Raw genomic sequence first — 22267 nt, 5'->3', positions numbered from 1 at the left:
CCGCACTCGCGCACTGGCACCGTACGGGACGTGCCTCCCACCCACGCAAGCCTCTGCGGGATCGTGCTCGCCGCGGGCGCCGGCACGCGGCACGGCAGCCCGAAGGCGCTGGTGGTGCCCTGGCTCGCCGACGCCACCAGGCTGCTGCTCGACGGCGGCTGCGACCGTGTCGTCGTCGTCCTGGGTGCGGCCGCGCAGGAGGCGAGAGGCCTGGTCCCCGACGACGAGCGGGTCACCGCGGTCGTCGCGGACCGGTGGGCCGACGGCCTCGGCGAGTCGCTGCGCACCGGGCTCGCCCACGCCACCGGCGACGCGGCCGTCGTGACGCTGGTGGATCTGCCCGGCACCCCGACCAGCGTGATCGAGAGGCTCCTGGCACGCACGGGAGACCTCCGGCAGGCGGTGTACGGAGGCCGGCCGGGTCATCCGGTGTACATCGCCGCCGGCCACTGGGCGCCCCTCGCCGAGACGCTCCACGGCGACCGCGGCGCCCGCGCCTACCTCCTCCAGCACGGCGTCGTCGAGGTCGAGTGCGGTGACGTGCACGACGGACTCGACGAGGACGTGTCGAGAACGTGAGGTCTCCCGCGTCATCGCCCCGACAGCACCCACCCACAGGAGGCTCACCGTGAAGTACCTCATCCTCATCCACTCCAACCCGAAGCCCTGGGCCCACCCGACGTCCCGGTTCACCGACGAGGGCCGCGCGCTGCCCGTCGCCGACCACGAGCAGGCGGACCGGCAGTTCGACACCCTGCTCGGCGAGCTCTCGGCCAGCGGCGAGCTGGTCACCGCGGAGGCCCTGGCCGACCCCGCGTCCGCCACGGTGTACCGCTGGCGCAGCGGGAGCTCGCTGGCGAGCGAGGGTCCCTACGCCGAGACGCAGGAGCACCTGGCGGGGTTCTTCCTCGTCGACTGCGCCTCGCGCGAGCGCGCGGAGGAGATCGCCGCGCAGTTCGCCGGACCGGGGAGCGTCGCGGAGCTGCGGCCCGCGTACGTCTGGGAGTGACAGGGCCCTTCGTCCCACCTGTCGAGACACCGGCGGGTGGACGATCGGGAGCGTGAACGCACCGTGGTGGCGACTGGCAGCAGAACGTGAGCAGACGAAGGAGTGCGGGACCCTCGTGGTCGACCGTACGGACGACGCGTCGGACCTCCTTCCCCCGTTCTACGACTGACCTGTCGCGTCACACGGTCTTCGCGCGCGCCTCGAACTCCTCGGAGACCGGCGGCAGCAAGCAGAACACCAGGCCGACCGGGTCCGCCATGACGGCGTAGTCGTCGTAGCGCGTGCGGACGGTGGCTCCGAGCCCCTCCAACCGCGCGATCTCGGCCTCGAGGTCGTCCGTCTCGATGTCGAGGTGGTAACGCGGCGTCGGGTCGTCGCCGATGTCCTGCGTCGCCACGTGCGGCAGCGAGGCCGCGTCCCGCAGCGCGGTGAACGGCTCGTCAGGGACCGGGTGGGGCGTCGCCGCGAGGGCGCCCGACCAGAACGCGGTGACCGCGTCGAAGGCCTTCGCGGGAGCGTCGATGATGACCTCCCGGAGCATGATCCGGTGCATGACGGCACCCTAGTGTCAGAGGTACGTTCGAACATGTGTTCGTGCGCTCCACGATCCTGCATGCCGACCTCGACGCCTTCTACGCCTCCGTCGAGCAGCGCGACGACCCCCGGCTGCGCAACCGCCCGATCGCGGTCGGTGGCGGAGTGGTCCTGGCCTGCTCGTACGAGGCCAAGCGTCGCGGCGTGAAGACCGCGATGGGCGGCCGGCAGGCGCGCGCCCTGTGCCCGGACCTGATCATCGTGCGGCCGCGGTTCGACGCCTACGTCGAGGCGAGCAAGGCGGTGTTCGAGCTCTTCCGGCAGACCACCCCCATGGTCCAGGGCGTCTCCATCGACGAGGCGTTCCTCGACGTGGCCGGCCTGCACCGGATCGACGTCGCGCCGGTGGACATCGGCGCACGTCTCCGTGCGCAGGTCCGCGACGTCGTCGGTCTGCCCATCACCGTCGGGGTGGCCCGGACTCCTTTCCTGGCCAAGGTGGCCTCGCGCGTGGCCAAGCCGGACGGGCTGCTGCTGGTGCTCCCGGCCGACGAGGACTCGTTCCTGCACCCGCTGCCCGTCGAGCTGCTCTGGGGCGTCGGTGCGGTGACCGCGACGAAGCTGCACGCGTACGGGCTGTTCACCGCGGGGGACGTCGCCGCGCTCCCCCGCTCCGTGCTCACCGGCACGCTCGGTCCGGCCGCCGGCGCCCACCTGTACGCGGTGGTGCACGGCCTGACCCCCGCCCGCGTGGTGGTGGGCCAGTCGCGCGGGTCGATCGGGGCGCAGCGCGCGATCGGGCACGGCCCGCACGATCCCGCGTTCGTCCGGGCGGCCCTGCTCGGGCTCGTCGACCGCGTGTGCCGGCGGATGCGCAAGGCGGACCGGATCGCGCGGACGGTGGTGCTCCGGCTGCGGTTCGAGGACTACACGAAGGCCACCCGCTCGCGCTCGTTCGTCACCGGCACGGACTCCTCGGAGGACATCGCCGCGGCGGCCCTCGGGCTCCTGGACGCCGCAGCACCCCTGATCCGCGAGCGCGGGATCACCCTGGTCGGCGTCGCCCTGACCGGTCTCTCGTCGGACGAGTTCGTGCAGCTCGCGCTGCCGCTGGACCATCCCGACCACGGGGGTCTCGACGAGGCCGTGGACGCCGTGGCCCTGCGGTTCGGCACGCAGGCGGTCGTGCGCGCGAGCCTGCTGCGCCGGGGCGAGGGGATCGCGGTGCCGCTCCTGGAGTGAGGACGGCACCGCGATCCCCCGGGGTCACGGACGGATCTCGTACGCGACGTTCAGCGCGCTCGTCGCGGCGCGCCGGAAGCGGGTGAACCCCGCCGCCGCGGCGATCTCCCGGATCGCGGTCTCCCCAGCCTGCGCGCCCAGCGCGTACCCGCCGGCCTGCGAGAGGCTGTTCGGCACGCACAGGAACAGCGACCCGGCGTAGTAGAGCCGGCCGACGGGGTGGAGGTTCTCCTCCAGCGCGTCGGACGCGGCGGGCTCCACCACCAGCCAGGTGCCGTCGTCCGCGAGCGCGGACCGGACCCGCCGGGCGGCCGCGACGGGGTCGCCCATGTCGTGCAGGGCGTCGAACGTGGTCACGAGGTCGTACCCGGAGCCGCTGAAGTCCTGCGCGGTCGCCACCTCGAACTCGACGCGACCGGTCACGCCGGCCTCGGCCGCCTTCTTGCGCGCGAGCTCGACGGACTCGCGGTGGTAGTCGGAACCGACGACGCGGGAGCTCGGGAACGCCTGCGCCATCAGCACGGACGTCGAGCCCAGGCCGCAACCGATGTCGGCGACGCGGCCGCCCTCGGTCAGCTTCTGCTCGACGCCGTCCAGCGCCGGGATCCACGTGGGGATCAGATCGGCCACGTAGCCGGGGCGGTAGAACGCGTCGCAGCCGACGAAGACGTCCTCGTGGTGCTCGTGCCAGCCGACGCCGGCACCCGTCCGGAACGCCTCGGTGAGCTGCGGCTCGGCGCGCAGGTAGCCGACCCCGGCGACGAACGCGGCGGACACGTTCGGGCCGTTGGGGTCCGCGAGGCAGTACGCCTGCTCCTCGGTGAGCGAGAACTGGGTGGTGGCCGGCTCGTACGTGACGTACCCGCCCGCCGCCTGGTTGCGCAGCCACTCGGTCAGGTAGCGCTGGTCGTAGCCGGTCCGCTCGGCGAACGCCTGCGCCGTCGCGGGGCCCTCGGCGAGCGCGCCGTACAGGCCGAGCCGGTGGCCGATCACCACCGCGCCCGCGGAGCCCGTCGCGCCCATGTCCGTGATGACCTGGCCGAGGAACGCCCGCACCTTGTCGTGGTCCATCTGTCCTTCTCCTTCGTCTCTGCCCGGCCGGTCGCCGGGATGAGACGAGGTTGGCGGGACCCGCTGTCACCGCCCTGTCACGGCCTGTCTCCGCGCTGACAGGCCGGGCATACTGGCGTCCATGAGCGCGACGGTCCCGTCGGTGCCGTTGCGGGTGGACGTGCTCGGCCCCCTCCAGGTGCAGGTGGACGGCGCCGTCGTGGACGTCCCGGGGCCTCGGCGCCGAGCGGTCCTCGCCCTGCTCGCCCTGGCCGAGGGGCGCGCGGTCACCGCCGACGACCTGGTCGACGCCCTGTGGCCGGCCGACCCGCCCGAGTCCGCGCGCCAGGCGATCCAGACCCACGTCTCCCGGTTGCGCGCCCATCTCGGACCCGCCGCGGACCGGCTCGAGACGAGTCCCGGCGCGTACCGGCTCCGGCTCGGCGCCTCCGAGCTGGACCTCGCGCACGCGAGATCGCTGCTGTCGAGCGCCAGGTCCCGGGCGGCGCACGACCCGGGCGGCGCGCTGGCCCAGCTGCGCGAGGCGCACGCCCTGTGGCGAGGGCCGATCCTGGCCGACCTCGCCGAGGTGGCGCCGGTCGCCGTGTCGATCGAGGAGTGCGCGCGGTTGCGGCGCGAGGTCACCGACGCCCTCGTGGCCAACGCGGTCGACGCGGGCCGGGCCGCCGACGTCGTCGACCTCGCGACCGCCACCTACGCGGCGGACCCGCTGCGGGAGTCGGCGGCCGTGCTGCTCATGCGGGCGCTCGCCGCGGTCGCGCGTCCGGCGGAGGCGCTGCAGGTCGGCCGCGAGCTGCGGCAGCGGCTGGCGGAGGAGACCGGCCTGGACCCGTCCCCGGCGGTCGGGGAGCTCGAACGGGTCATCGCAGGCGGTGGCTCCGGGCGTGCGCCGGGGCCGTCGCTCGCGGCACGACCGCCGACCCGGCTCATCGGGCGCGCCGCCGAGGTGGCCGCGCTCCACCGGGTGCTCGCGGACGAACGCCTGGTGACACTCGTCGGCACCGGAGGCGTCGGCAAGACGCGCGTGGCCCTCGAGGTCGTCGCCCGCGCGCCGGCGGTGACCGTCCTGCTCCTGGCCCCCGTCACCGACCCGACGGCCCTGCCCAGTGCCCTGGCGGCGGCGCTGCAGCTCGACGTGGTGCAGGGCGACGTGCTCGAGGCGTGCACGGCCGTGCTCAACAGCCGGCCCGGGATCCTCCTGGTCGACAACTGCGAGCACCTGCTCGACCCGGTCCGGGACCTGCTCGCGGTCGTCCTGCCCGCCTGCCCCCAGCTGACCGTGCTGGCCACCAGCCGCGAGCCGCTCGGCCTGCCCGGCGAGCACACGGTGCGCCTCGCTCCCCTGCCGCTGCCAGGGGCGGACGACGACCCCGCGCACGTCGCGTCCGTCGCGCTCTTCCTCGAGCGGGCGGCCCGGGTGCGCACCGACCCGGCGGCCTCCGCGGCGGAGCTGGCACTCGTGGCCGACATCGTGCGCCGACTCGACGGTGTCCCTCTCGCCATCGAGCTCGCCGCCAGCCGCCTGTCGGCGTTCTCGCTGCGGGACCTGCACGACCGCCTCGACCGCTCCCTGGACCTGCTGGGCTCCGGACGGCCCACCGGGGACGCCCGGCACCGCACCCTGCGCTCGACCGTCGAGTGGTCCTACCGGCTGCTCTCCCCGGACGAGCAGCGCCTGTTCCGCCACGTCGCGCCGTTCGTCGACGGGCTGGACCTGGAGTCCGCGGAGTGGCTGGCCGCCGATCTCGGGCTGCCCGGCGACCCCGGGGCGATGCTCTCCCGGCTGGTCGACGCCTCGATGGTCGACGCGCACTTCGAGGTGCGCACCCGCTACCGGATGCTGGAGACGCTGCGCGCGTTCGGTCTCGACCGGATCGTCGCGGCCGGGGAGGACGACGAGTCGGCCGACCGCATGCTGCGCTGGGGCGTCCGGCTCACGACGAGCATCGAGGCGGGCCTGGCCGGGGACGACGAGCCCGACGCGGACGCGACGCTGCGCCGCGAGCGCGCCAACCTGCGCGCGGTGTGGCAGCTGGCGCGTCGCCGCGGTGCGGTGGACGCGGCGGCCCACGTCGTCGTCTCGCTGTACGGCGCGATCGCCTACCGCGACCTGCTCGAGATCCGCGCCTGGGCCGAGGAGCTGGCGGCGGACCCGGTGCTCGCCGGCCATCCCCGTGCCGCCGGCGTCCACGGCGCCGCGGCCGAGGCCGCCTACCAGCGGGGCGACCTCGAGAAGGCGGCCACCCTCGCTCGCACCGGTCTCGAGCAGGCGACGGACGACCTCGGCCGCTGGTACTGCCACGTGCCGTGGTCGGTCGTCGCCCTGGCCAGGGGCAGCTACCTCGAGGCCATCGAGCATGCCCTCGCCGCGACGCAGGCCTCACCGCGCCCCGACCCGTCGGGCGTGGCAGCGCTCGCCGCGCTCTACTCCGGCGACCCGGCGCGCGCGCGCTCGCTCTGCACCGACGCCCTCGTCGGCGCGGCCTCCCCCACCGAGCGCGCGTGGGCCGCCTACGTGGCCGGGGAGATCGAGAACGCCACCGCCCACGCCGGCGCCGCGGAGGGCCACTACCGCCACGCCGTCCGGCTGGCCCGCGGCTCCGGCGCCACCTTCCTGGTCGGCGTCGCGACCGTGGGTCTGCTCACCGCCCTGTCGGACCAGGGACGGGTGCAGGACGCGCTGCGCGGCTACCGCGACGTGATCCGGTACTTCGCGCGGACCGGCAACTGGACGCACCTGTGGGCGACGCTGCGGAACCTCGCGGACCTGCTGCGGCGGACCGGTGACGACGACGCGGCGCGCCTGCTGTCCACCGCCGCCGACGCAGCGCCCGACGCGCCGGCCGTGGGACCGGCTGCGGCCTCCGCGCGCTCGGCCGGGGCGGGAACACCCCTGACCCGAGCAGCCGTGCTCGACGCCGCCCTGACGGCGATCGCGGGCCGCGTCGGCTAGCACGAACCGCTTGGGTGATCACATTCCGGACACCATGTACATCGTTGTAGAACGGTGCCAGGATGAACGCGCCCGGCCCCCACGACGATGTGGAAGACGAGGAATACCGATGAGACGCACCCCCCTGTCGCTGGTCCTGCTGGTGATCGCCGCGCTGCTCGGGCTGGTCGCCCCAGCTACCGCGGCGACCGCCGGCGGACACACCCCGTCGCCGGCCACCCGCCCGGTCGACCCCATCGCGCACGACCCGACGATGGTCAAGGAGAAGGGCTGGTACTACGTCGCGATCACCGGCGACGCCGCGTTCGACGACACGTACCTCCCGCTCAAGCGCTCCCGCGACCTGGTGCACTGGGAGGAGCTCGGCCCGGCGATCACCGAGCTGCCCTCGTGGGTGCTCGAGGCGCTCGGGGTCACCCCCGAGAACGCGCCGCGTGACGCCTGGGCGCCCGACCTCAGCTGGTCCGGCACCGAGTGGCGGCTGTACTACGCGGTCTCGCAGTTCGGCACCAACAACTCCGTGATCGGGCTGCTCACGTCGCCGACCCTGGCGAACCCGCAGTGGGAGGACCAGGGCCTCGTCGTCCGCTCGACGCCGGGCGTCGACACGTTCAACGCGATCGACCCGAACCTCGTCACCGATGCCGACGGCGGCACCTGGCTCTCGTTCGGCTCGTTCTTCTCCGGCATCCACCTCGTGCCTCTCGACGCCACGACCGGCACGCCGGTCGCCGGCGAGCAGCCCGTCGCGATCGCCCGCCGCCAGTTCGCCCCGAACGCCGAGGAGAACCCGGCGATCGCGTTCCACGACGGCTACTACTACCTGTTCGTGTCCTGGGACTACTGCTGCCGCAGCGTGGAGAGCGACTACCGGACCATCGTCGGCCGCTCCCCCAGCCTGACCGGCCCGTACGTCGACGCCGACGGCGTGCCGCTGCTCGACGCCAAGGGCGGCACGGAGATCCTGCGCGGCTACAACGAGTTCGTCGGCGCCGGCGGCGGCGACCTGCTGATGGACAAGAACGGCCGCTCCGGGTACTTCGTCAACCACTACTACGACGCGACGGACGGCGGCGCTCCCCGCCTGAACGTCCGGAAGCTCACCTGGGGACGCGACGGGTGGCCGGTGATCAGCGACCCGATCAACCCGAGCCGCTCGATCGGCCACGGCGACCCCTTCGTGCAGATCGTCCCGCGCGACGGCACCGCGGTCGTCGAGAACGCCGGCTGCGGCTACGAGGGCGCCAACATCGCCCTGTGGACCGACCTGGACAACGCGTGCCAGCAGTGGCAGCTGTCCGACCGCGGCACCGGCACGCGGATCCTCAACCGGTTCAGCAACAACGTGGCCGAGGTCGGTGCCTGCACCAACGTCGACGGCGGCAACGTGGCCCAGTGGGGCTGGCTCGGGTTCCTGCCGAACAACGACTGCCAGCGCTGGAGCTTCTCCGCCGCGGGCGACGGGTGGACGACGGTGGCCAGCATCCTGCCCGGCAACCGGGTGTGGACGGTCCAGGGCGGTCCCGTCCCGGGGAGCAACCTCGCGATCAGCTCCCCGACCGGCGGCGCGGACCAGCAGTTCCGGTTCGAGCCCGTCGGCGAGGTGCTGCTGGCCAGCCCGACGGACCAGACAACGCTCACCGCGCCACGGGGTCACACGGGTGCGGTCACGTTCCGGCCGCGCGACGAGCGCGCCCGTCAGTCGTGGGTGCTCGAGCCGGTGGCCGGGACCGCCGCGTACACCGTGCGGACCGCGGAGCGCGGCGGCTGCCTGGGCACGGACCTGCGGCTGGTCCGCACCGGGTGCGGCACCTGGACGCTGAGCCCGACCGATGACGGCACGTGGTCGCTGAGCAGCACCGGAACCACCCAGGCGGTGCGGCTGCTGCTGCCCTGACCCTCGACCGGACGTGGTCGGGGCCCCGATACTGGCGGGGGCCCCGACCGCCTCCGGAGGATCACATGACGACCGCCACCACCCACACCCTGGACGTGCCCGGGGCGACGCTCACCTACGACGTCCGCGGCCCCCTCCCGCCGGCTGACGGCCGCCCGCCGCTCCTGTTCATCGCCCAGCCCATGGACGCGTCCGGCTTCGGCACGCTCGCGTCGTACTTCCCGGACCGGACCGTGGTCACGTACGACCCGCGCGGCCTCGGCCGGAGCACCCGCAGCGACGGCGAGACCGCGAACACCCCGCAGCAGCAGGCCGACGACCTGCACCGGCTCGTCGCCGAGCTCGGCGGGACGGTCGACCTCCTCGGCAGCAGCGGGGGCGCGGTGACCGGGTTGCACCTCGTCTCCGCGCACCCCGCCGACGTCCGCACGTTCGTCGCGCACGAGCCGCCCCTGCTGGGCGTGCTGCCGGATGCGCAGGAGGCGTTCGCCGCGGAGAAGAAGGTGCAGGACGCGTACCACCAGCGCGGGTGGGGAGCCGGCATGGCGGCGTTCATCGCGCTGACCTCCTGGGAGGGCGAGCTCACCGACGAGTTCGGCGCCGAGCTGCCCGACCCGGCCGGCTTCGGCCTGCCGACCGGCGACGACGGGTCCCGCGCCGACCCTCTGCTGTCCGGCATCTCCAACGCGATCACGGCCTACCAGCCGGACATCCCGGCGCTCATCGCCGCTCCGACGCGCGTCGTGGTCGCCGCCGGCATCGAGAGCACCGGCACGCTCACCTGGCGCACCTCCTCCGCGCTCGCCGACGAGCTCGACCAGGAGCTCACCGTCTTCCCGAGCAACCACGGCGGCTTCCTCGGCGACGAGTACGGCCAGCCCGGCCAGCCGGAGGCGTTCGCCGCGAGGCTGCGCGAGGTGCTCGAGGGTGGTTCCTGACGGCCACCGGGTGGATCATCAGAAGCCCGACGAGGGAGTCGACATGACATCGCACGAGCAGGACAGCAGTGGGCTCGACCTTCAGAAGCTGATCCGCCTCATCACCCTGGCGCTGGCCGTCGCGGCGGTGGTCAAGGAGCTGCGGCGCCCCGCCGACGAGCGGGAGTGGCACGGCCAGGTGGCCGGGTTCGTCCCCTACGACTTCCGCATGCCGACGGTGGCGCGGTTCAAGGAGCGCATGTGGGACCCCGAGGGCGCCCACGTGATCAGCCCGCGGGTGTTCGGCGTCGGCTGGACCCTGAACGCCGGACGCATCGTGGAGCTGGTCCGGCAGCGGGTGACCTAGGCAACCGGTCGATGCCCGCTTAGTCTCGGATGACCGTTCCCGAGCTCCCGGAGGGTCACCCATGGGCACGATCACGACGTCCGACGGCACCGAGATCTTCTACAAGGACTGGGGGTCGGGCCAGCCGCTCGTCTTCAGTCACGGCTGGCCGCTCTCGGCCGACGACTGGGACACCCAGCTGCTCTTCTTCCTCCAGCACGGCTACCGCGTCATCGCGCACGACCGCCGCGGTCACGGCCGGTCCACGCAGACCAGCGACGGCCACGACATGGACCACTACGCCGACGACCTGGCCGCCCTGACCGAACACCTCGACCTGCGCGACGCCGTCCACATCGGCCACTCGACCGGGGGCGGCGAGGTCGTGCACTACATCGCCCGGCACGGCGAGAGCCGCGTCGCCAAGGCCGTGCTGATCAGCGCGGTCCCGCCGATCATGGTGCAGACCGACGCCAACCCCGGCGGCCTGCCGAAGAGCGTGTTCGACGGGCTCCAGGAGCAGGTGGCCACCAACCGGTCGAACTTCTACCGGGCCCTGGCCGCCACCGAGTTCTACGGCTTCAACCGGCCCGGCCGCGACCCGTCCGAGGCGATCATCGAGAACTGGTGGCGCCAGGGGATGATGGGCGGCGCCAAGGCGCACTACGACGGCATCGTCGCGTTCTCGCAGACCGACTTCACTGAGGACCTGAAGAAGATCACCGTCCCCGTGCTGGTGATGCACGGCGACGACGACCAGGTGGTCCCGTACGCCGACTCCGCACCGCTGTCGGCGCAGCTGCTGCAGAACGGCACCCTGAAGACCTACCCCGGGTTCCCGCACGGCATGCCGACCACCGAGGCCGCGACCATCAACGCGGACCTGCTGGAGTTCCTCCAGTCCTGAGCGCGGACGACGAGGGCGGCTGCACGTCTGTACAGCCGCCCTCGTCGTGCGTCAGCGCCGGCCGCGCATCGCGTCCAGGACGACCGTGAACACGTCGGTGTTGTCCTGCGACCGGGCCAGCCGCTCGGCCCCCGGCCCCTCGGCGGTCAGCGGCGTCGCGGCGCCGGTGTGCCCGCTCGTCGTCCAGTCGATCGTGAACTGGAGGTCGCTGTTCGCGATCGGGAACGGACCGTCCTCCAGGCTCTGCAGGACCCCGGGGACGGTGCTGGTCGGGTCACCCGACTCGTCGCTCGACGAGACGTTCTCGATGGCCAGCCCACCGGTCTCGTGGTCACCGACCACGACGACCAGGGTGCCGGGGTGCGAGGCGGCGAACTGCCGGACCAGGGCCACCGTGGCGTCGAGAGCCTGGCCGGCCTTCAGGGTGAGTGCGGCGTTGTTGGCGTGCTCCATCTCGTCGATGGCCTCCTCCTCGACCATCAGGAAGAAGCCCCGCCGGTCCTGGGAGAGCACCTCGAGCGCCTTCGCCGTCATGTCCGTCAGCGGCACGACGGGCGCGTACTCGTCGCCCTGCCCCTCGGGGAACTGCTCGAACATCTCCTCGTTGGCGAACAGCCCGAGGATCTTCTCGGAGTCGGTCGCCGCGAGCTCCGCCGGGGTGCTGACGTAGTCGTAGCCCGCCCCCTCGGCCAGCTCGACGAGGTTGCCGATGGTGCTCTTGCTCACCTCCGGACGCGGGTCCGCCGGGTCGTCCGGGTAGGCCCCCGGGTCGCCCACGGGGTACCACCAGTCCTCGCCTCCACCGAGGATGACGTCCGGCTTGGTGACCTCGATGAACTGGCGCGCGATCTCGCTCTGGTCGCCGCGGTCGGGCACGTGGGAGCCGAACGCGGCCGGCGTGGCGTCCGTGACCTGCGCCGTCGACACCAGTCCCGTCGCCTTGCGCAGGTCGTTCGCGTACTCGAGCAGGGTCTTCACCGGGTTGCCGTCGACGTCGACGGACACGGCCCCGTTGTACGTGCGCACGCCCGCGGCGAACGCCGTCGCGCCCGCGGCGGAGTCGGTGACCGCCTCCTCCGGGTCCGCCGAGTCGGTGTGCGTCCACCCCGCGTACCGCAGCGAGTCCATCTCCAGCTGCCCGTCCTGACCGACGGTCGCGAGCCGGGTGGCCTCTCTCGCCGCGATGCTCAGGCCGTCACCGACCATGAAGATCACGTTCTTGGCCACCACGCGGTCGTTGCCGCGTCCGCGGTCGACGCCGTCACCCCCCGTCGCGACCCCGCCCGTCACCAGCCCGGCCGCAAGCACTGCGGCGCCGCCGGCTCCCATCCATGTGCGTCGTGAGTTGAGCATCTCTGCCGTCCCTCGGTCGAACTTCGTTGTTCACCTTGACGTCGGCCGGAGCATCCCCCGTGCCGCCCATCGTTCGACCGATCGGGTGAAAGTGCAACGCGAGGGAGCGAACCCCCGGGTCAGGGCCGAGGCGGACGACAGACGACCACCTGGAGCTCGTCGCCGTCGACCGCGACCGGCCCGACGGCTGCGGGGAGCAGGACCGTCTGACCACGCCGGAGCGGCGACGACTCCCCAGCCGCCACGAGGGCGCCGTCGCCCGCGACGACGACCAGCACCGCGAGCCCGGCGTCGAGCTCGCGCGCACCGGTCCACCGCTCGACCCGGAAGAACGCCGACGCCTCGGGCAGCAGGTCCCCGGAGGACGCCGCGGTCGCGCCACGCAAGCGGGCGATCTCGTCGGCCGTCCAGCCACGCCGGTCCACCGCCGCGAGCGCGACGTCGAACCCCAGCCCGAGGTGCCCGTCGGAGGCTCCGTCGATCTCGAACCCGGACCACTCCAGCAGGATCGACAGGTCGGTCGGCTCCTGCAGCTCGACGACGAACGCGCCCTGGCCGATCGCGTGCGGGAGGCCGGCGGGGACCAGCACCGCGTCGCCGGCGTCGAGGTCGAGCACGTGCATCGCCCCGAGCATCGCGTCCGTGTCCTGCGTCCGCACCCAGCCGGCCAGCTCGTCGACGCCGACGTCCCGCGCGAACCCCAGGTGCACGCGGGCGGGTTCGAGCACCACCCACGCCTCGGTCTTGCCGTGCGCGAGGCCGAGGTGCTCGGCGGCGAACGGGACGTCCGGGTGGGCGTGCACCGGCAGCCGCTGGCCGGCGTCGAGCAGCTTGACCAGCAACGCCGGGTCGGACCCGAACGCGGCGACGTGCTCGGCACCCAGCCAGTGGACAGGGTCCGCGTCGATGGCGTCGCGCAGCAGCCGGCCGTCGGGGAGCACCGTCAGGCCGACCGGCTCGTGCCCGAACACCGAGGTCGACGATCCCACCCAGTCCTCCGGCTCGTGGCTGGCCGCCGGCCCCGTACCGCGGAAGTCGGCGATCTGACGGCCTCCGGCGTAGAACCGGTCGGCGGGCTGGTTGGCGGGCAGGTACAGCGACGTCATCAGGGTCCTTCGATCGCGATGCGGACACCCGTGCGCCAGGTCGCACCGGGTTCGAGGACGGGAGCGCCGGCGTGCGGCTGGTCCCGCTCCGGGCCGAACAGGGGCGCGTTGGTGGGCTCGACGCCGAGCACGTACGCGCCACGGGCGGGCCAGCTCCACGTGCACAGCCGCGGCAGCGTCGCGTCCGTCCAGGTCACGACGACGTCCGGGTACCCGTCGTCGCCGACGAGCGTGGCCCGCGCCCCGCGCACTCCCCGGTGCTCGGCGACGACCGGCGCCAGACCAGGTGCCGGCGCAGGGGTCAGCAGGGGGTCGCGGCCCTCCGGCAGCGGCTCGCGGACGACGGCCTCGTCGGCGTCGACCCGCAGGCGCGCGCCGGGGCGCAGCAGCGGTGCGCCGAGGTTGACGTGGTAGAGCAGCGGGACCCCGACGGCCTGGTCGCCGACGTTGCGGACGACGTCGCGGACCTCGACCGCCGGGATCCCGGTCCGCGCGAGGATCGACCGCTCGACCAGGATGCGCGGACCACCCAGCGAGGTGTGCGCGACCGTGCCCGTCACGCACACCCGCCAGGCGTCCCCCCCACGCTCCCGCGACCAGTGCACGTCGGTCGCGGGAGTGAGGTGGTGGGTACCGTGCTGGCCCGAGGACCCGCGCGGCTCGCCGATGTTGTCGGGGCCGCACGTCGCCAGGAGCCCGCCGAGGAAGCGCGACTCCCAGTCGCGACCGGGTCCCGGGTCGACGAGGTTCGGGGAGCGCCACGCGACCGGCGTCGAGCCCCACCACGTGGCACCGAGGTCGAGGCCACGGTCCGGCAGGACGTCGAACGCGAGCCCCCCGGCCAGCCGCACGGCGATCACGCCACCCCGGACCTCGACGCCGGCGAGGGCCTCCGGCTGGGAGACCCGGCCGTCGTCGGTCAGCTCGGTCCAGGCGGTCATCGCCGGCCCAGCGCTGCGAGGAAGCCGCCGACGAACGAGTCGCCGAGCCCGATCGTCGTCGGCGCCGCGACGTCGCTGAGGTCCAGCGCCGGCACCACGGCCGCGTCGCCGCCGAGCAGGTCCGCCACCTCGGCGCTGACCCGCTGACCGACCGCGGGTGCCGTCATGGCCCGCGTGGCGGCGTAGTCGTCCGCGGTGAACCCGTCCCCGAGCCTGTACCGGGTGCTGGCCATCGTGATCCCCCCGACGAGGGCCGGACGCAGCGCTGCCGCCCGCTGCCCGACCGCGAGCGCCCAGTACTTGGTGTGCACCACGAGGGTCGGTGCGGGAACGAGCGCGTGCAGCTCCTCCACGGCCTTCGCCACCGTGGGTGCGTCGAGCAGGTCCACCGGGCGGCCGAGGTAGGCGTGCATCTCGTCCTCGTTCAGGCTGTAGACGTCGGCGGCCCACACCATCTCGTCGCGGACCCGCCGGCTCAGCGCCGGCACGTGGTAGCCCGCGTCCTCGAACACGACGAGGGCGTCCGGCGGGAGCACCCGCATGGCCTCGCGCACCTGCGTCAGGCGGGACTCCAGGGTGGCCGGGTCCTGGATCACGTTGAAGGACGAGAGCAGGAAGACGTCCGCCGTGCGCAGCGCGTCCGGCAGGTCGGCGGCGATGCGCAGCTCGCGGTGCGGCGGGTCGTTGGCGTAGATGATCCGGTTGGGGTGCGGGGCCACCAGCTCGACGTCACCCACCCGGACCCGCGTCCCCGCCGGGTACTGCACGATCAGGTGCGGGTCGAGCGTGTCCTCGGTGGCGCTGGACACGTAGTCGACGGAGGCCGGCAGCAGCCGACGGACGTTGTCGTCGATCGAGACGAGGTGCATCGTGCTCGGCACCCCGAGCACGTCCATGGCGATCGCGGCCCGCACGCACGTCCCCCCGAGCGTGACCTCCTTGGGGAAGCGCGCGGCGAACTCCTCGACGATGTCGGAGGAGGCGACGAACCGCTCTCCCCCGACACCGTCGCGGACGAACGCCAGCAGGCTCCGCACGAGGTCGCGCACCGTCTCGACCGGGGCCGACAGGTCGAGGTCCTCGGGACCGATCCCGTGCTCCGCAGCGAGCTGCTCCAGCACGGCCGTGTCCCAGCGGATCTCGTAGTCGACCGTGCCACCCATGCCCAGCACGAACCTCGTGCTCATCGGTCGGCCGCTCCCTCGCGCGTCGTGTCAGGCTCGGTCAGTACAGGTCGGCCTTGCCGGCCGCGTCGAACAGGTGGATCTTCTGCGCGGCGACCTCCTGCATCGCGGCGATGCACGGCGGCTGGATCGAGTTGGGCTCGCGCAGCGAGGTGTCCGCCAGCACCTCTCGCATCTTGTCGTGGTACGCCACCTTGATGTCGCTCGAGATGTTGATCTTGTTGACCCCGAGCTTGACCGACTGCCCGATCTCGTCGTCCGGGTTGCCCGAGCCGCCGTGCAGCACGAGCGGGATGGGCAGGAGGGTCTTGATCTCCTGCAGCAGGTCGAGCCTCAGCTGCGGGGTCACGTGCTTCGGGTACAGGCCGTGCGCGGTGCCGATGGCGATCGCGAGGCTGTCCACGCCGGTGCGCTGGACGTACTCCACGGCCTCGGCGGGGTCGGTGAACGCGATCTGGTCGACGAGCACCCCGTCCTCCGCCTGCTCGTCGAGCTTGCCGATGGTGCCGAGCTCGCCCTCGACCGACAGGCCGACCGCGTGCGCGGTGTCGACGACCTTCGTGGTGATCGCGACGTTGTCCTCGAACGGCTGCATCGACGCGTCGATCATGGCCGACGTGAACCCGAGCTGGATGGCCAGGAGCACCTGCTCGTAGGTGCCGCCGTGGTCCCAGTGGATGGCGACCGGCACCGACGAGCGGTGCGCGCGCTGGATGAGCGCGGCGAGCGCGTCGCCGCCGATGTGCGACACCTCGTCGGGGTGGATGGCGACGATCAGCGGGGCGTTCAGCTTCTCGGAGATCTCGAAGATCCCCTTGCCCATCGCGTAGTCGCTGATGTTGAAGGCGGGGATGGCGAAGTAGTTCTCGTTCGCCACCGCGAGCAGGTCTCGGCCGTTCATCAACATGGTGTGTCAACTTTCCTGTGTGTGTGTTTCTGAGGATCGGGGGGTACTAGATCTTCACGGCGCCAGCGGTCATCCCCCCGATGAAGTAGCGCTGGAAGAAGAGGAAGAGAAGCAGCACGGGAATGCACCCGAGAATGCTCATCGCCATCATCTCGTTCCATTCGTACGAGTGCTGGCCCATGAGGAGCTGGATGCCGATGGGGACGGTGCGCATGTCTTCGGTCCTGGTCAGCGTCAGCGCGAACAGGAACTCGTTCCAGCAGATCATGAACGTGTACACGCCGACCGACACCAGACCCGGCACCGAGATGGGCATGAGAATGCGCCACAGTGCGGTCAGCGGACCGGCCCCGTCCACCTTGACGGCCTCGTCCAATTCCTTGGGGAGCGTATTGAAATACCCCGTCATCATGATGATCGCGTAAGGCAGCGTGAACACCATGTAGGTGAGGATCAGGCCCTGGTAGGTGTTGTAGAGCTTGAGCGCCACGACGAGCCCGAAGTATGGGATCAGCAACGTGATGGGCGGGACGGCCTGGACGGAGACGACGACCACGTTGATCGTCTTCTTGCCCCAGAACTCGTACCGGCTGAACGCGTACGCCGCGTGCACCGCGACGATCAGCGACAGGGCGGTCACCGCGAGCGCGATGACGTAGCTGTTGAAGAAGAACCGCAGCTTGGTCGGGTCGGTGAGGATCGTCGTGTACGCGTCGAACGAGAAGCCGGGCGTGATGAGACGCGGCGGGAACTCGAAGATCTCCGGGTTGGACTTGAACGAGCTCGAGAGCATCCAGAGCACGGGCAGGGCCGAGAAGCACGCACCGACGACCAGGGCGACGATGATCGCCACCTTCTTGCCGGTGTGCTTGGGCGGTGTCCGCAGCGCGGGGCGCTCGGCGGTCAGCGCCGGGGTGGCCAGCGTGGTCATCTCAGTCCCTCGCCTTCTGGTGCCGCACGTAGAAGAACGCGAGAACCATCGACATGAGGAGCACGAGGACCGCGGACGCGGAGGCCACGGAGAACTCGTACTCGGTGAACGCGAGCTTGTACGTGAAGGTGGAGAGCACCTCGGTGGAGTTGATGGGTCCGCCGCCGGTGGTCATCCAGATGAGCGCGAACTGCTGCGTCGTCCAGATGAAGTCCAGGAGCGCCATCGAGATGATGATCGGCTTCAGCTGCGGGAGCGTGACGTTGCGGAACTGCGCCAGTGCGCCCGCGCCGTCGACCTTCGCGGCCTCGTACAGGTCACGGGGAATGCCCTGCAGGCCGGCCAGCAGCGAGATCATGAAGAACGGGTAGCCGGACCAGATGTTGATGAACGTGACGGCCGCCAGCGCGGTCGACGGGTTGGCCAGCCACTCGGTGTTGCCGTCGGTGATCCCGCTGGCGCCGAGCAGGTAGTTGATGACCCCGTTCGGGCTGAGCAGCAGCCGCCAGAGCACCGCCACGATCGCCACCGTGAACAGCCACGGGAGGATGTACAGCACCCGGAAGAACGCCTTGCTCCGGTTGCCCAGCAGCGGTGAGTTCAGCAGCAGGGCGAACGCCAGGCCGATCACGAAGTGCACGACCACCGACGAGATCGTGAACACGAGCGTGTTGCGCACCGCGGTGAAGAACACCGGGTCGGTGAGCACCTCGACGTAGTTCTCGAAGCCGACGAACGCGGGGTTCTTGTTGGTGATCACACGGTCGAGCAGCGAGTAGCTGACGACCATGATGATCGGCGTGACCATCAGGATGATCAGGAGGACGCCGGTGGGGCTGAGGAAGCCGTAGGGCGTCAGCGTGCGCTTGATCCGGCCGATGGTGCGCGTCCGGGCGGAGTCTGCACCGGGGGGCGGGGCGGCCTTGGTGGGCCGTGCCTCCGCTTCGGGGCTGGTGGTCTGTGACATGGACACGGGGCTCTCTCCCTGAGGGGGTGGGCCGCGCCGGCGATGCGTGTCCGGCGCGGCCCGGGCGTTCCGGGCTGGTGGCCTAGAACTCCTCTTCCCACTTGGTCTGGGCCGCGGCGAGGGCGTCCTGCATCGACTGCTGGCCGTCGAGCGCCTTCTGGAACTCCTCGCCGAAGTCGCGCATGAGCTGCTCGGCCACGGGCAGGCCGGTGAACTCGTTGGCCGGGAACCCCGACTGGTAGATCTCGAACGCGGTGCCGAACAGCTCGTCCTCCTCGACGAAGTCGGGGACGGAGGTCGTGTTGCCGGGGAACGCGTTGGCGATCGACGACAGCTCGCTGTTGGTCTCCTCGCTCATGAGGAACTCGACGAGCTTGAACGCCTCGGCCTTGTGCTCCGAGTTCTCGGCGATGCCGATGCCCCAGGAGGCGTACGGGATGCCGCGCTCGCCGGTGTACCCGTCCTCGGCCGGGATCGCCGAGATGCTGAAGTTCAGGTCCGGGTTGGACTCGCGGATGAGGTTCACGTGGGCGAGCGAGTCGATCATCATGCCGACCCGGCCGTTGCTGAACTCCTCGACCTTGTCCTGCTCCTTCATGGTGAAGGAACCGGGGGCGATGACACCGGCGTCCCACAGGCCCTGGATGTAGTCCGTGGCGCTGGTGACGGCCTCGTTGTCGGTGAGGGCGGGCTGACCGTCCTTGAGCATCGAGCCGCCGGACGCCCACACCCAGGACATGACGTCGTTCTGGATCCCGTTCGGAGCCTCGAGCGAGAGCGGGAGCACCCACCCATGGGCGTCGCCGCTGGTGACCTTGGCCGCGGCATCCGCGAACTCCGTGCGGTTGGTGGGCGGTGCCGTGACGCCCGCCTGGCCCAGCAGGTCGTCGTTGGTGAACATCGGGTAGACGAAGTTCACCACCGGGATCATGTAGGTCTTGCCGTCCACCTGGACCTGGCTGGCCAGCTGCGACTCGTCGTAGCCGGCCTCGGACATGACCGCGGACAGGTCGGTGATCGCGCCCTGGTCGGCGAAGTCGCTGACCCACGCGCCGTCGAGGCCGACGACGTCCGACATGGTGCCGGCGGCCGCACCGGCGACCACCTGCTCCTTGGTCGAGGCGTACGGGCCGGACAGCAGGTCGACCGTGATACCGGGGTTCTCGGCCTCGAACTTGTCCATCAGCTCGCGGAACGCGCCGTCGGGGAGCTCGGGCTCCCACCACTGCGAGAACTCGAGAGTGACGTCACCCCCCGAGTCGCCGTCGCCGTCCGAGCTGGACCCGCCGCCCCCGGAGCAGGCCGTGAGCGCAAGTGCTGTGACACCGGTGAGTGCAATGAAGCGTCCTACGTGAGCGCCCTTGCTCATGACTCTCCCATCCTCGGAATCTGCCGCTTGGTGCGACTGTCTGCGCACTTCTGCGTATTTCCGCCAACGTAGACCCGTGGATGTGCGTCGTCAACCGGTGCTGGCGAGTCGCAACCACTCCGTGACATGGCCGTGTCGATCGTCGGCGCACGCGATCTACCTGGTTCTTCGCCTCTGAACTGGGCAAATGTCTGGTTCGCTGCCGGATCTGAGCACGGCACGCCTGCATGCGGGTTCTCGCACAAACCCGCAGACCTGTGGTTCAGTACTCCCATGTCAGCGACCACCGACGGCACGTCACGGCGCCTCCCCGCGGGCCGCAAGGCCGACCTCGCGGCGTACGTCGCCGAGCAGGGGCAGGTGACCGTCGCCAACCTCGCCGAGCGGTTCGACGTCTCCGCCGACACCATCCGGCGCGACCTCGACGCCCTCGACGCCGACGGCGTCCTCATCCGCACGCACGGCGGCGCCATCAGCCCGCAGGCCGTCCCCCGCCCGGACACCGGCCTGGACGTCCGGCTGCGGCTGCAGACCTCGGCCAAGGACCAGATCGGCGCGCTGGCGGCAGGCCTGGTGCGCGACGGGGCAGCCCTGATGATCAACGCCGGCACGACGACCCTGGCTGTCGCACGCCACCTGTCCGAGCACCGTGACCTCACGGTCGCGACGAACTCGCTGCGCATGCCGACCGAGATCAACCCGCTCGCGTTCAGGGACCTCTACGTGTTCGGGGGCGCGGTCCGGCTCAGTGCCCAGGGCACCATCGGCGCCGTCGCGTTCCCCACCGAGAGCGGCGCCGACCGCGACATCCGCTGCGACCTCGCCCTCATCGGCGTCGGAGCGGTCAACGCCGACGCCGGCTACTCCACCAGCAACCTCGGCGAGGCCGCGATGATGAGCGCGATGATGGACCGGTCCGCCAAGGTGGCCGTCCTCGCCGACTCCAGCAAGTTCGGACGCCGGCTGTTCGCGCAGATCGCCGAGCTGGGCCGTGCGGACTACCTGGTCACCGACTCCACCCCGCCGCCGGACCTCGCCGAAGCGCTGGAGGCCGCAGGCGTCGAGGTCCTCACGCCACCCGCCGCCGGCTGAGCCGAGTCATCGCCCGACCAGCGGCAGGACCTCGTCCACCAGCAGCCGGTCGACGGCGTCGGCCTGCTCGAACGCCACCGCGTGCGCGGCGTCCTGGAACGTCACGAGGCGCTTCGTCGGTGCCTCGAGGGCCGCGTACCACTCGAGGGCCAGGTCGCGGCGACCGTCCAGCTCCGCCGCCCCGTCGAGCACGAACACCGGGACCTCCAGCCGCGGCACCTCCCGGCGCAGGTCCAGACCCTGGATCTGCGGGTACATCACCGCGAAGGTGTCCATCAGCCCGCGGAGCACGGAGACCTTGTCGAGCAGGGTGTACTCGACGCCCTTGACGCCGAACGCGTCCAGCCCGGAGGACTTGCCACGTGCCAGGTACCCCTCGGACGGCGTGTACGACCCGTAGAGGTACTCGTAGGCGAGCATGACGTCGGCGTTGGCCCAGGGCAGGTCGGCGTAGGGCGGCTCCCCGATCCGCTCCGTCAGGTCCGCCACCGCCTGGTCGTCGGTCCGGTCCGCGTACTCGACGAGGTCGCGGTAGATCCGCCGGTCGGTCTCGGTGACGTCGACCATCTGCCCGCTGCCGAGGTAGGCGTGGAAGAGGTCGGGCCGCTGCTGCGCCGCCAGGACGCCGAGGATCGTGCCCCACGACTCCCCCATGAGGATGACCTTGTCCTCGTCGAACCGGTCCCGCAGGTACTCGGTGAGCTCGATGACGTCGGCGACCGCCCGGTCGAGCGTGGCCTCCTCGGTGGGCAGGAGCGCGGCGTAGGACGTGCCGTTGCCTCGCTGGTCGAAGCTCGCGAAGACGACGTCGTCGACCCAGGGTTCGGACAGGACCCGGGCGAGCGCGAGGTCGGACTGCCCGGGACCGCCGGACAGGTAGAGCAGCACCGGGGCGTCGGGGTCCGCCGCCCGGACCATCACCGTGTGCGGATCGCCACCCAGAGCGACCGTGTCGAGCGTCGCGACGCTGCCCGGGACGACCTCGCCGTCGGCGCCGCGCACCGGCGGCGTCGAGGCGGGCAGGGCGACGACGGCGGCGAGCGCGAGGGTCAGGGCTCCGACGAGCACGGTGCCCCGCGTCGCGACCCGCCGACGCGTCAGGCGCGACCCCACGAGAGCGCCCAGCAGCATCGGCAGGACCAGCAGGAGGGCGTGCATCCCACGCCCGAGGACCAGTGCCAGGACCCCCCACGTCGAGTCGAGCCGGACGTCGTGCACCGTGGGGAGCAGGACGTCGCTGCGGGCGAGCTCGAGCGCGGCCACGTGCACGACGAGCAGGGGGAGGACGACCCAGACGGCGCCGACCACCCGTCCCCCGACGAGGCCGAGACCGGCGCCGGTCGCCATCACCGCCAGGGCGCCGAGCGTCGACACCGGCCCGAGGGGCGCGAGCTGCCCCGTCAGCACCCCCGTCACCGCGGCCAGGACGAGGACTCCGACGAGCGGGACCCAGGGCCGGACGGCCACCCACCGGGTCCGGCGCGGGGTGTGCCGGGTGGGGAGATCCTCGACCCGGGCGGGGCTCATCGTGCCGGCCATGA

Annotated in this window: 20 protein-coding genes; 9 read left to right on the top strand and 11 right to left on the bottom strand. The window is 72.0% G+C overall.

The window, feature by feature from the left end:
• Nucleotides 1-30 precede the first annotated feature (30 nt).
• Both ASD18_RS12755 and ASD18_RS12750 read left to right on the top strand, forming a co-directional pair.
• On the top strand, nucleotides 31-579 hold the full coding sequence (locus tag ASD18_RS12755) for an NTP transferase domain-containing protein (protein ID WP_200938613.1): 549 nt from the start codon (nucleotides 31-33) through the stop codon (nucleotides 577-579).
• Between the two features lie 49 nt (nucleotides 580-628).
• The gene (locus ASD18_RS12750) at nucleotides 629-1009 is read left to right on the top strand and encodes a YciI family protein (RefSeq protein ID WP_056092386.1); all 381 of its coding nucleotides are present in this window, start codon (nucleotides 629-631) and stop codon (nucleotides 1007-1009) included.
• 178 nt (nucleotides 1010-1187) lie between these two features.
• On the opposite strand, the gene ASD18_RS12745 is transcribed toward ASD18_RS12750, so the two are convergent.
• Nucleotides 1188-1562 (bottom strand): VOC family protein, encoded by a 375-nt coding sequence (locus ASD18_RS12745; RefSeq protein WP_056092383.1) that lies wholly within the window; start codon nucleotides 1560-1562, stop codon nucleotides 1188-1190.
• Between the two features lie 41 nt (nucleotides 1563-1603).
• Here ASD18_RS12745 and dinB point away from each other — a divergent pair, with 41 nt between their 5' ends.
• Nucleotides 1604-2785, top strand: coding sequence for a DNA polymerase IV (gene dinB / locus ASD18_RS12740; protein ID WP_369817291.1), 1182 nt, complete (start codon nucleotides 1604-1606; stop codon nucleotides 2783-2785).
• 24 nt (nucleotides 2786-2809) lie between these two features.
• Here dinB and ASD18_RS12735 read toward each other — a convergent pair whose 3' ends face one another.
• Nucleotides 2810-3856: a bifunctional 2-polyprenyl-6-hydroxyphenol methylase/3-demethylubiquinol 3-O-methyltransferase UbiG gene (locus ASD18_RS12735; RefSeq protein ID WP_056092379.1), complete on the bottom strand. Its 1047-nt coding sequence runs from the start codon at nucleotides 3854-3856 to the stop codon at nucleotides 2810-2812.
• A gap of 121 nt (nucleotides 3857-3977) precedes the next feature.
• Between ASD18_RS12735 and ASD18_RS12730 the strand changes: the two genes are divergently transcribed.
• The 5 genes from ASD18_RS12730 (at nucleotide 3978) to ASD18_RS12710 (ending at nucleotide 10876) form a co-directional block, all read left to right on the top strand.
• Entirely contained in the window at nucleotides 3978-6809 is a 2832-nt protein-coding gene (locus ASD18_RS12730) for a BTAD domain-containing putative transcriptional regulator (RefSeq protein ID WP_056092376.1), read from the top strand.
• A gap of 109 nt (nucleotides 6810-6918) precedes the next feature.
• Entirely contained in the window at nucleotides 6919-8706 is a 1788-nt protein-coding gene (locus ASD18_RS12725) for a family 43 glycosylhydrolase (RefSeq protein ID WP_056092373.1), read from the top strand.
• 65 nt (nucleotides 8707-8771) lie between these two features.
• Nucleotides 8772-9644 carry an alpha/beta fold hydrolase gene (locus ASD18_RS12720; RefSeq protein WP_056092370.1) on the top strand — a complete coding sequence of 291 codons (873 nt, stop codon included), beginning with the start codon at nucleotides 8772-8774 and terminating at the stop codon, nucleotides 9642-9644.
• 43 nt (nucleotides 9645-9687) lie between these two features.
• Nucleotides 9688-9990, top strand: coding sequence for a DUF5808 domain-containing protein (locus ASD18_RS12715; RefSeq protein ID WP_056092366.1), 303 nt, complete (start codon nucleotides 9688-9690; stop codon nucleotides 9988-9990).
• 61 nt (nucleotides 9991-10051) lie between these two features.
• Complete coding sequence (locus tag ASD18_RS12710) at nucleotides 10052-10876, top strand: alpha/beta fold hydrolase (protein WP_056092364.1); 825 nt, start codon at nucleotides 10052-10054, stop codon at nucleotides 10874-10876.
• 51 nt (nucleotides 10877-10927) lie between these two features.
• On the opposite strand, the gene ASD18_RS12705 is transcribed toward ASD18_RS12710, so the two are convergent.
• The 8 genes from ASD18_RS12705 to ASD18_RS12670 form a co-directional block, all read right to left on the bottom strand.
• The gene (locus ASD18_RS12705; RefSeq protein WP_056092360.1) at nucleotides 10928-12229 is read right to left on the bottom strand and encodes an alkaline phosphatase; all 1302 of its coding nucleotides are present in this window, start codon (nucleotides 12227-12229) and stop codon (nucleotides 10928-10930) included.
• Between the two features lie 119 nt (nucleotides 12230-12348).
• The gene (locus tag ASD18_RS12700; RefSeq protein ID WP_056092356.1) at nucleotides 12349-13335 is read right to left on the bottom strand and encodes a class I mannose-6-phosphate isomerase; all 987 of its coding nucleotides are present in this window, start codon (nucleotides 13333-13335) and stop codon (nucleotides 12349-12351) included.
• A complete protein-coding gene (locus tag ASD18_RS12695) occupies nucleotides 13335-14276 on the bottom strand; it encodes a DUF4432 family protein (protein ID WP_056092353.1) in 942 nt (313 codons plus the stop codon). The genes ASD18_RS12700 and ASD18_RS12695 overlap by 1 nt, the downstream gene beginning before the upstream one ends.
• A complete protein-coding gene (locus tag ASD18_RS12690; protein ID WP_056092350.1) occupies nucleotides 14273-15463 on the bottom strand; it encodes an ADP-dependent glucokinase/phosphofructokinase in 1191 nt (396 codons plus the stop codon). The genes ASD18_RS12695 and ASD18_RS12690 overlap by 4 nt, the downstream gene beginning before the upstream one ends.
• 37 nt (nucleotides 15464-15500) lie before the next feature.
• Nucleotides 15501-16361: a ketose-bisphosphate aldolase gene (locus ASD18_RS12685; protein WP_235522389.1), complete on the bottom strand. Its 861-nt coding sequence runs from the start codon at nucleotides 16359-16361 to the stop codon at nucleotides 15501-15503.
• A 52-nt stretch (nucleotides 16362-16413) separates the two neighbouring features.
• Nucleotides 16414-17298 (bottom strand): carbohydrate ABC transporter permease, encoded by an 885-nt coding sequence (locus ASD18_RS12680; RefSeq protein WP_235522388.1) that lies wholly within the window; start codon nucleotides 17296-17298, stop codon nucleotides 16414-16416.
• A gap of 1 nt (nucleotide 17299) precedes the next feature.
• Nucleotides 17300-18265 carry a carbohydrate ABC transporter permease gene (locus ASD18_RS12675; protein WP_082574090.1) on the bottom strand — a complete coding sequence of 322 codons (966 nt, stop codon included), beginning with the start codon at nucleotides 18263-18265 and terminating at the stop codon, nucleotides 17300-17302.
• An 82-nt stretch (nucleotides 18266-18347) separates the two neighbouring features.
• A complete protein-coding gene (locus ASD18_RS12670; protein ID WP_056092344.1) occupies nucleotides 18348-19634 on the bottom strand; it encodes a sugar ABC transporter substrate-binding protein in 1287 nt (428 codons plus the stop codon).
• A 273-nt stretch (nucleotides 19635-19907) separates the two neighbouring features.
• On the opposite strand from ASD18_RS12670, the gene ASD18_RS12665 reads away from it, so the two are divergent.
• On the top strand, nucleotides 19908-20726 hold the full coding sequence (locus ASD18_RS12665) for a DeoR/GlpR family DNA-binding transcription regulator (protein ID WP_056092341.1): 819 nt from the start codon (nucleotides 19908-19910) through the stop codon (nucleotides 20724-20726).
• 6 nt (nucleotides 20727-20732) lie between these two features.
• Here ASD18_RS12665 and ASD18_RS12660 read toward each other — a convergent pair whose 3' ends face one another.
• A complete protein-coding gene (locus ASD18_RS12660; RefSeq protein WP_200938612.1) occupies nucleotides 20733-22265 on the bottom strand; it encodes an alpha/beta fold hydrolase in 1533 nt (510 codons plus the stop codon).
• Nucleotides 22266-22267 lie beyond the last annotated feature (2 nt).

It is taken from the genome of Cellulomonas sp. Root137 (assembly GCF_001426725.1).
In the GTDB taxonomy this organism is placed as follows: Bacteria; Actinomycetota; Actinomycetes; order Actinomycetales; family Cellulomonadaceae; genus Cellulomonas.
The sequence above is the reverse complement of the archived record's forward strand: the minus strand, read 5'-3'. Positions and strand labels throughout refer to the sequence as shown.

What these genes read in the sequence shown, in the direction of transcription:
- ASD18_RS12745 (WP_056092383.1), bottom strand. Translation starts at nt 1,562, where the DNA reads ATGCACCGGATCATGCTCCGGGAGGTCATCATCGACGCTCCCGCGAAG.
- ASD18_RS12735 (WP_056092379.1), bottom strand. Translation starts at nt 3,856, where the DNA reads ATGGACCACGACAAGGTGCGGGCGTTCCTCGGCCAGGTCATCACGGAC.
- ASD18_RS12730 (WP_056092376.1), top strand. Translation starts at nt 3,978, where the DNA reads ATGAGCGCGACGGTCCCGTCGGTGCCGTTGCGGGTGGACGTGCTCGGC.
- ASD18_RS12725 (WP_056092373.1), top strand. Translation starts at nt 6,919, where the DNA reads ATGAGACGCACCCCCCTGTCGCTGGTCCTGCTGGTGATCGCCGCGCTG.
- ASD18_RS12720 (WP_056092370.1), top strand. Translation starts at nt 8,772, where the DNA reads ATGACGACCGCCACCACCCACACCCTGGACGTGCCCGGGGCGACGCTC.
- ASD18_RS12715 (WP_056092366.1), top strand. Translation starts at nt 9,688, where the DNA reads ATGACATCGCACGAGCAGGACAGCAGTGGGCTCGACCTTCAGAAGCTG.
- ASD18_RS12710 (WP_056092364.1), top strand. Translation starts at nt 10,052, where the DNA reads ATGGGCACGATCACGACGTCCGACGGCACCGAGATCTTCTACAAGGAC.
- ASD18_RS12705 (WP_056092360.1), bottom strand. Translation starts at nt 12,229, where the DNA reads ATGCTCAACTCACGACGCACATGGATGGGAGCCGGCGGCGCCGCAGTG.
- ASD18_RS12700 (WP_056092356.1), bottom strand. Translation starts at nt 13,335, where the DNA reads ATGACGTCGCTGTACCTGCCCGCCAACCAGCCCGCCGACCGGTTCTAC.
- ASD18_RS12695 (WP_056092353.1), bottom strand. Translation starts at nt 14,276, where the DNA reads ATGACCGCCTGGACCGAGCTGACCGACGACGGCCGGGTCTCCCAGCCG.
- ASD18_RS12690 (WP_056092350.1), bottom strand. Translation starts at nt 15,463, where the DNA reads ATGAGCACGAGGTTCGTGCTGGGCATGGGTGGCACGGTCGACTACGAG.
- ASD18_RS12685 (WP_235522389.1), bottom strand. Translation starts at nt 16,361, where the DNA reads ATGAACGGCCGAGACCTGCTCGCGGTGGCGAACGAGAACTACTTCGCC.
- ASD18_RS12680 (WP_235522388.1), bottom strand. Translation starts at nt 17,298, where the DNA reads ATGACCACGCTGGCCACCCCGGCGCTGACCGCCGAGCGCCCCGCGCTG.
- ASD18_RS12675 (WP_082574090.1), bottom strand. Translation starts at nt 18,265, where the DNA reads ATGTCACAGACCACCAGCCCCGAAGCGGAGGCACGGCCCACCAAGGCC.
- ASD18_RS12670 (WP_056092344.1), bottom strand. Translation starts at nt 19,634, where the DNA reads ATGAGCAAGGGCGCTCACGTAGGACGCTTCATTGCACTCACCGGTGTC.
- ASD18_RS12665 (WP_056092341.1), top strand. Translation starts at nt 19,908, where the DNA reads ATGTCAGCGACCACCGACGGCACGTCACGGCGCCTCCCCGCGGGCCGC.
- ASD18_RS12660 (WP_200938612.1), bottom strand. Translation starts at nt 22,265, where the DNA reads ATGGCCGGCACGATGAGCCCCGCCCGGGTCGAGGATCTCCCCACCCGG.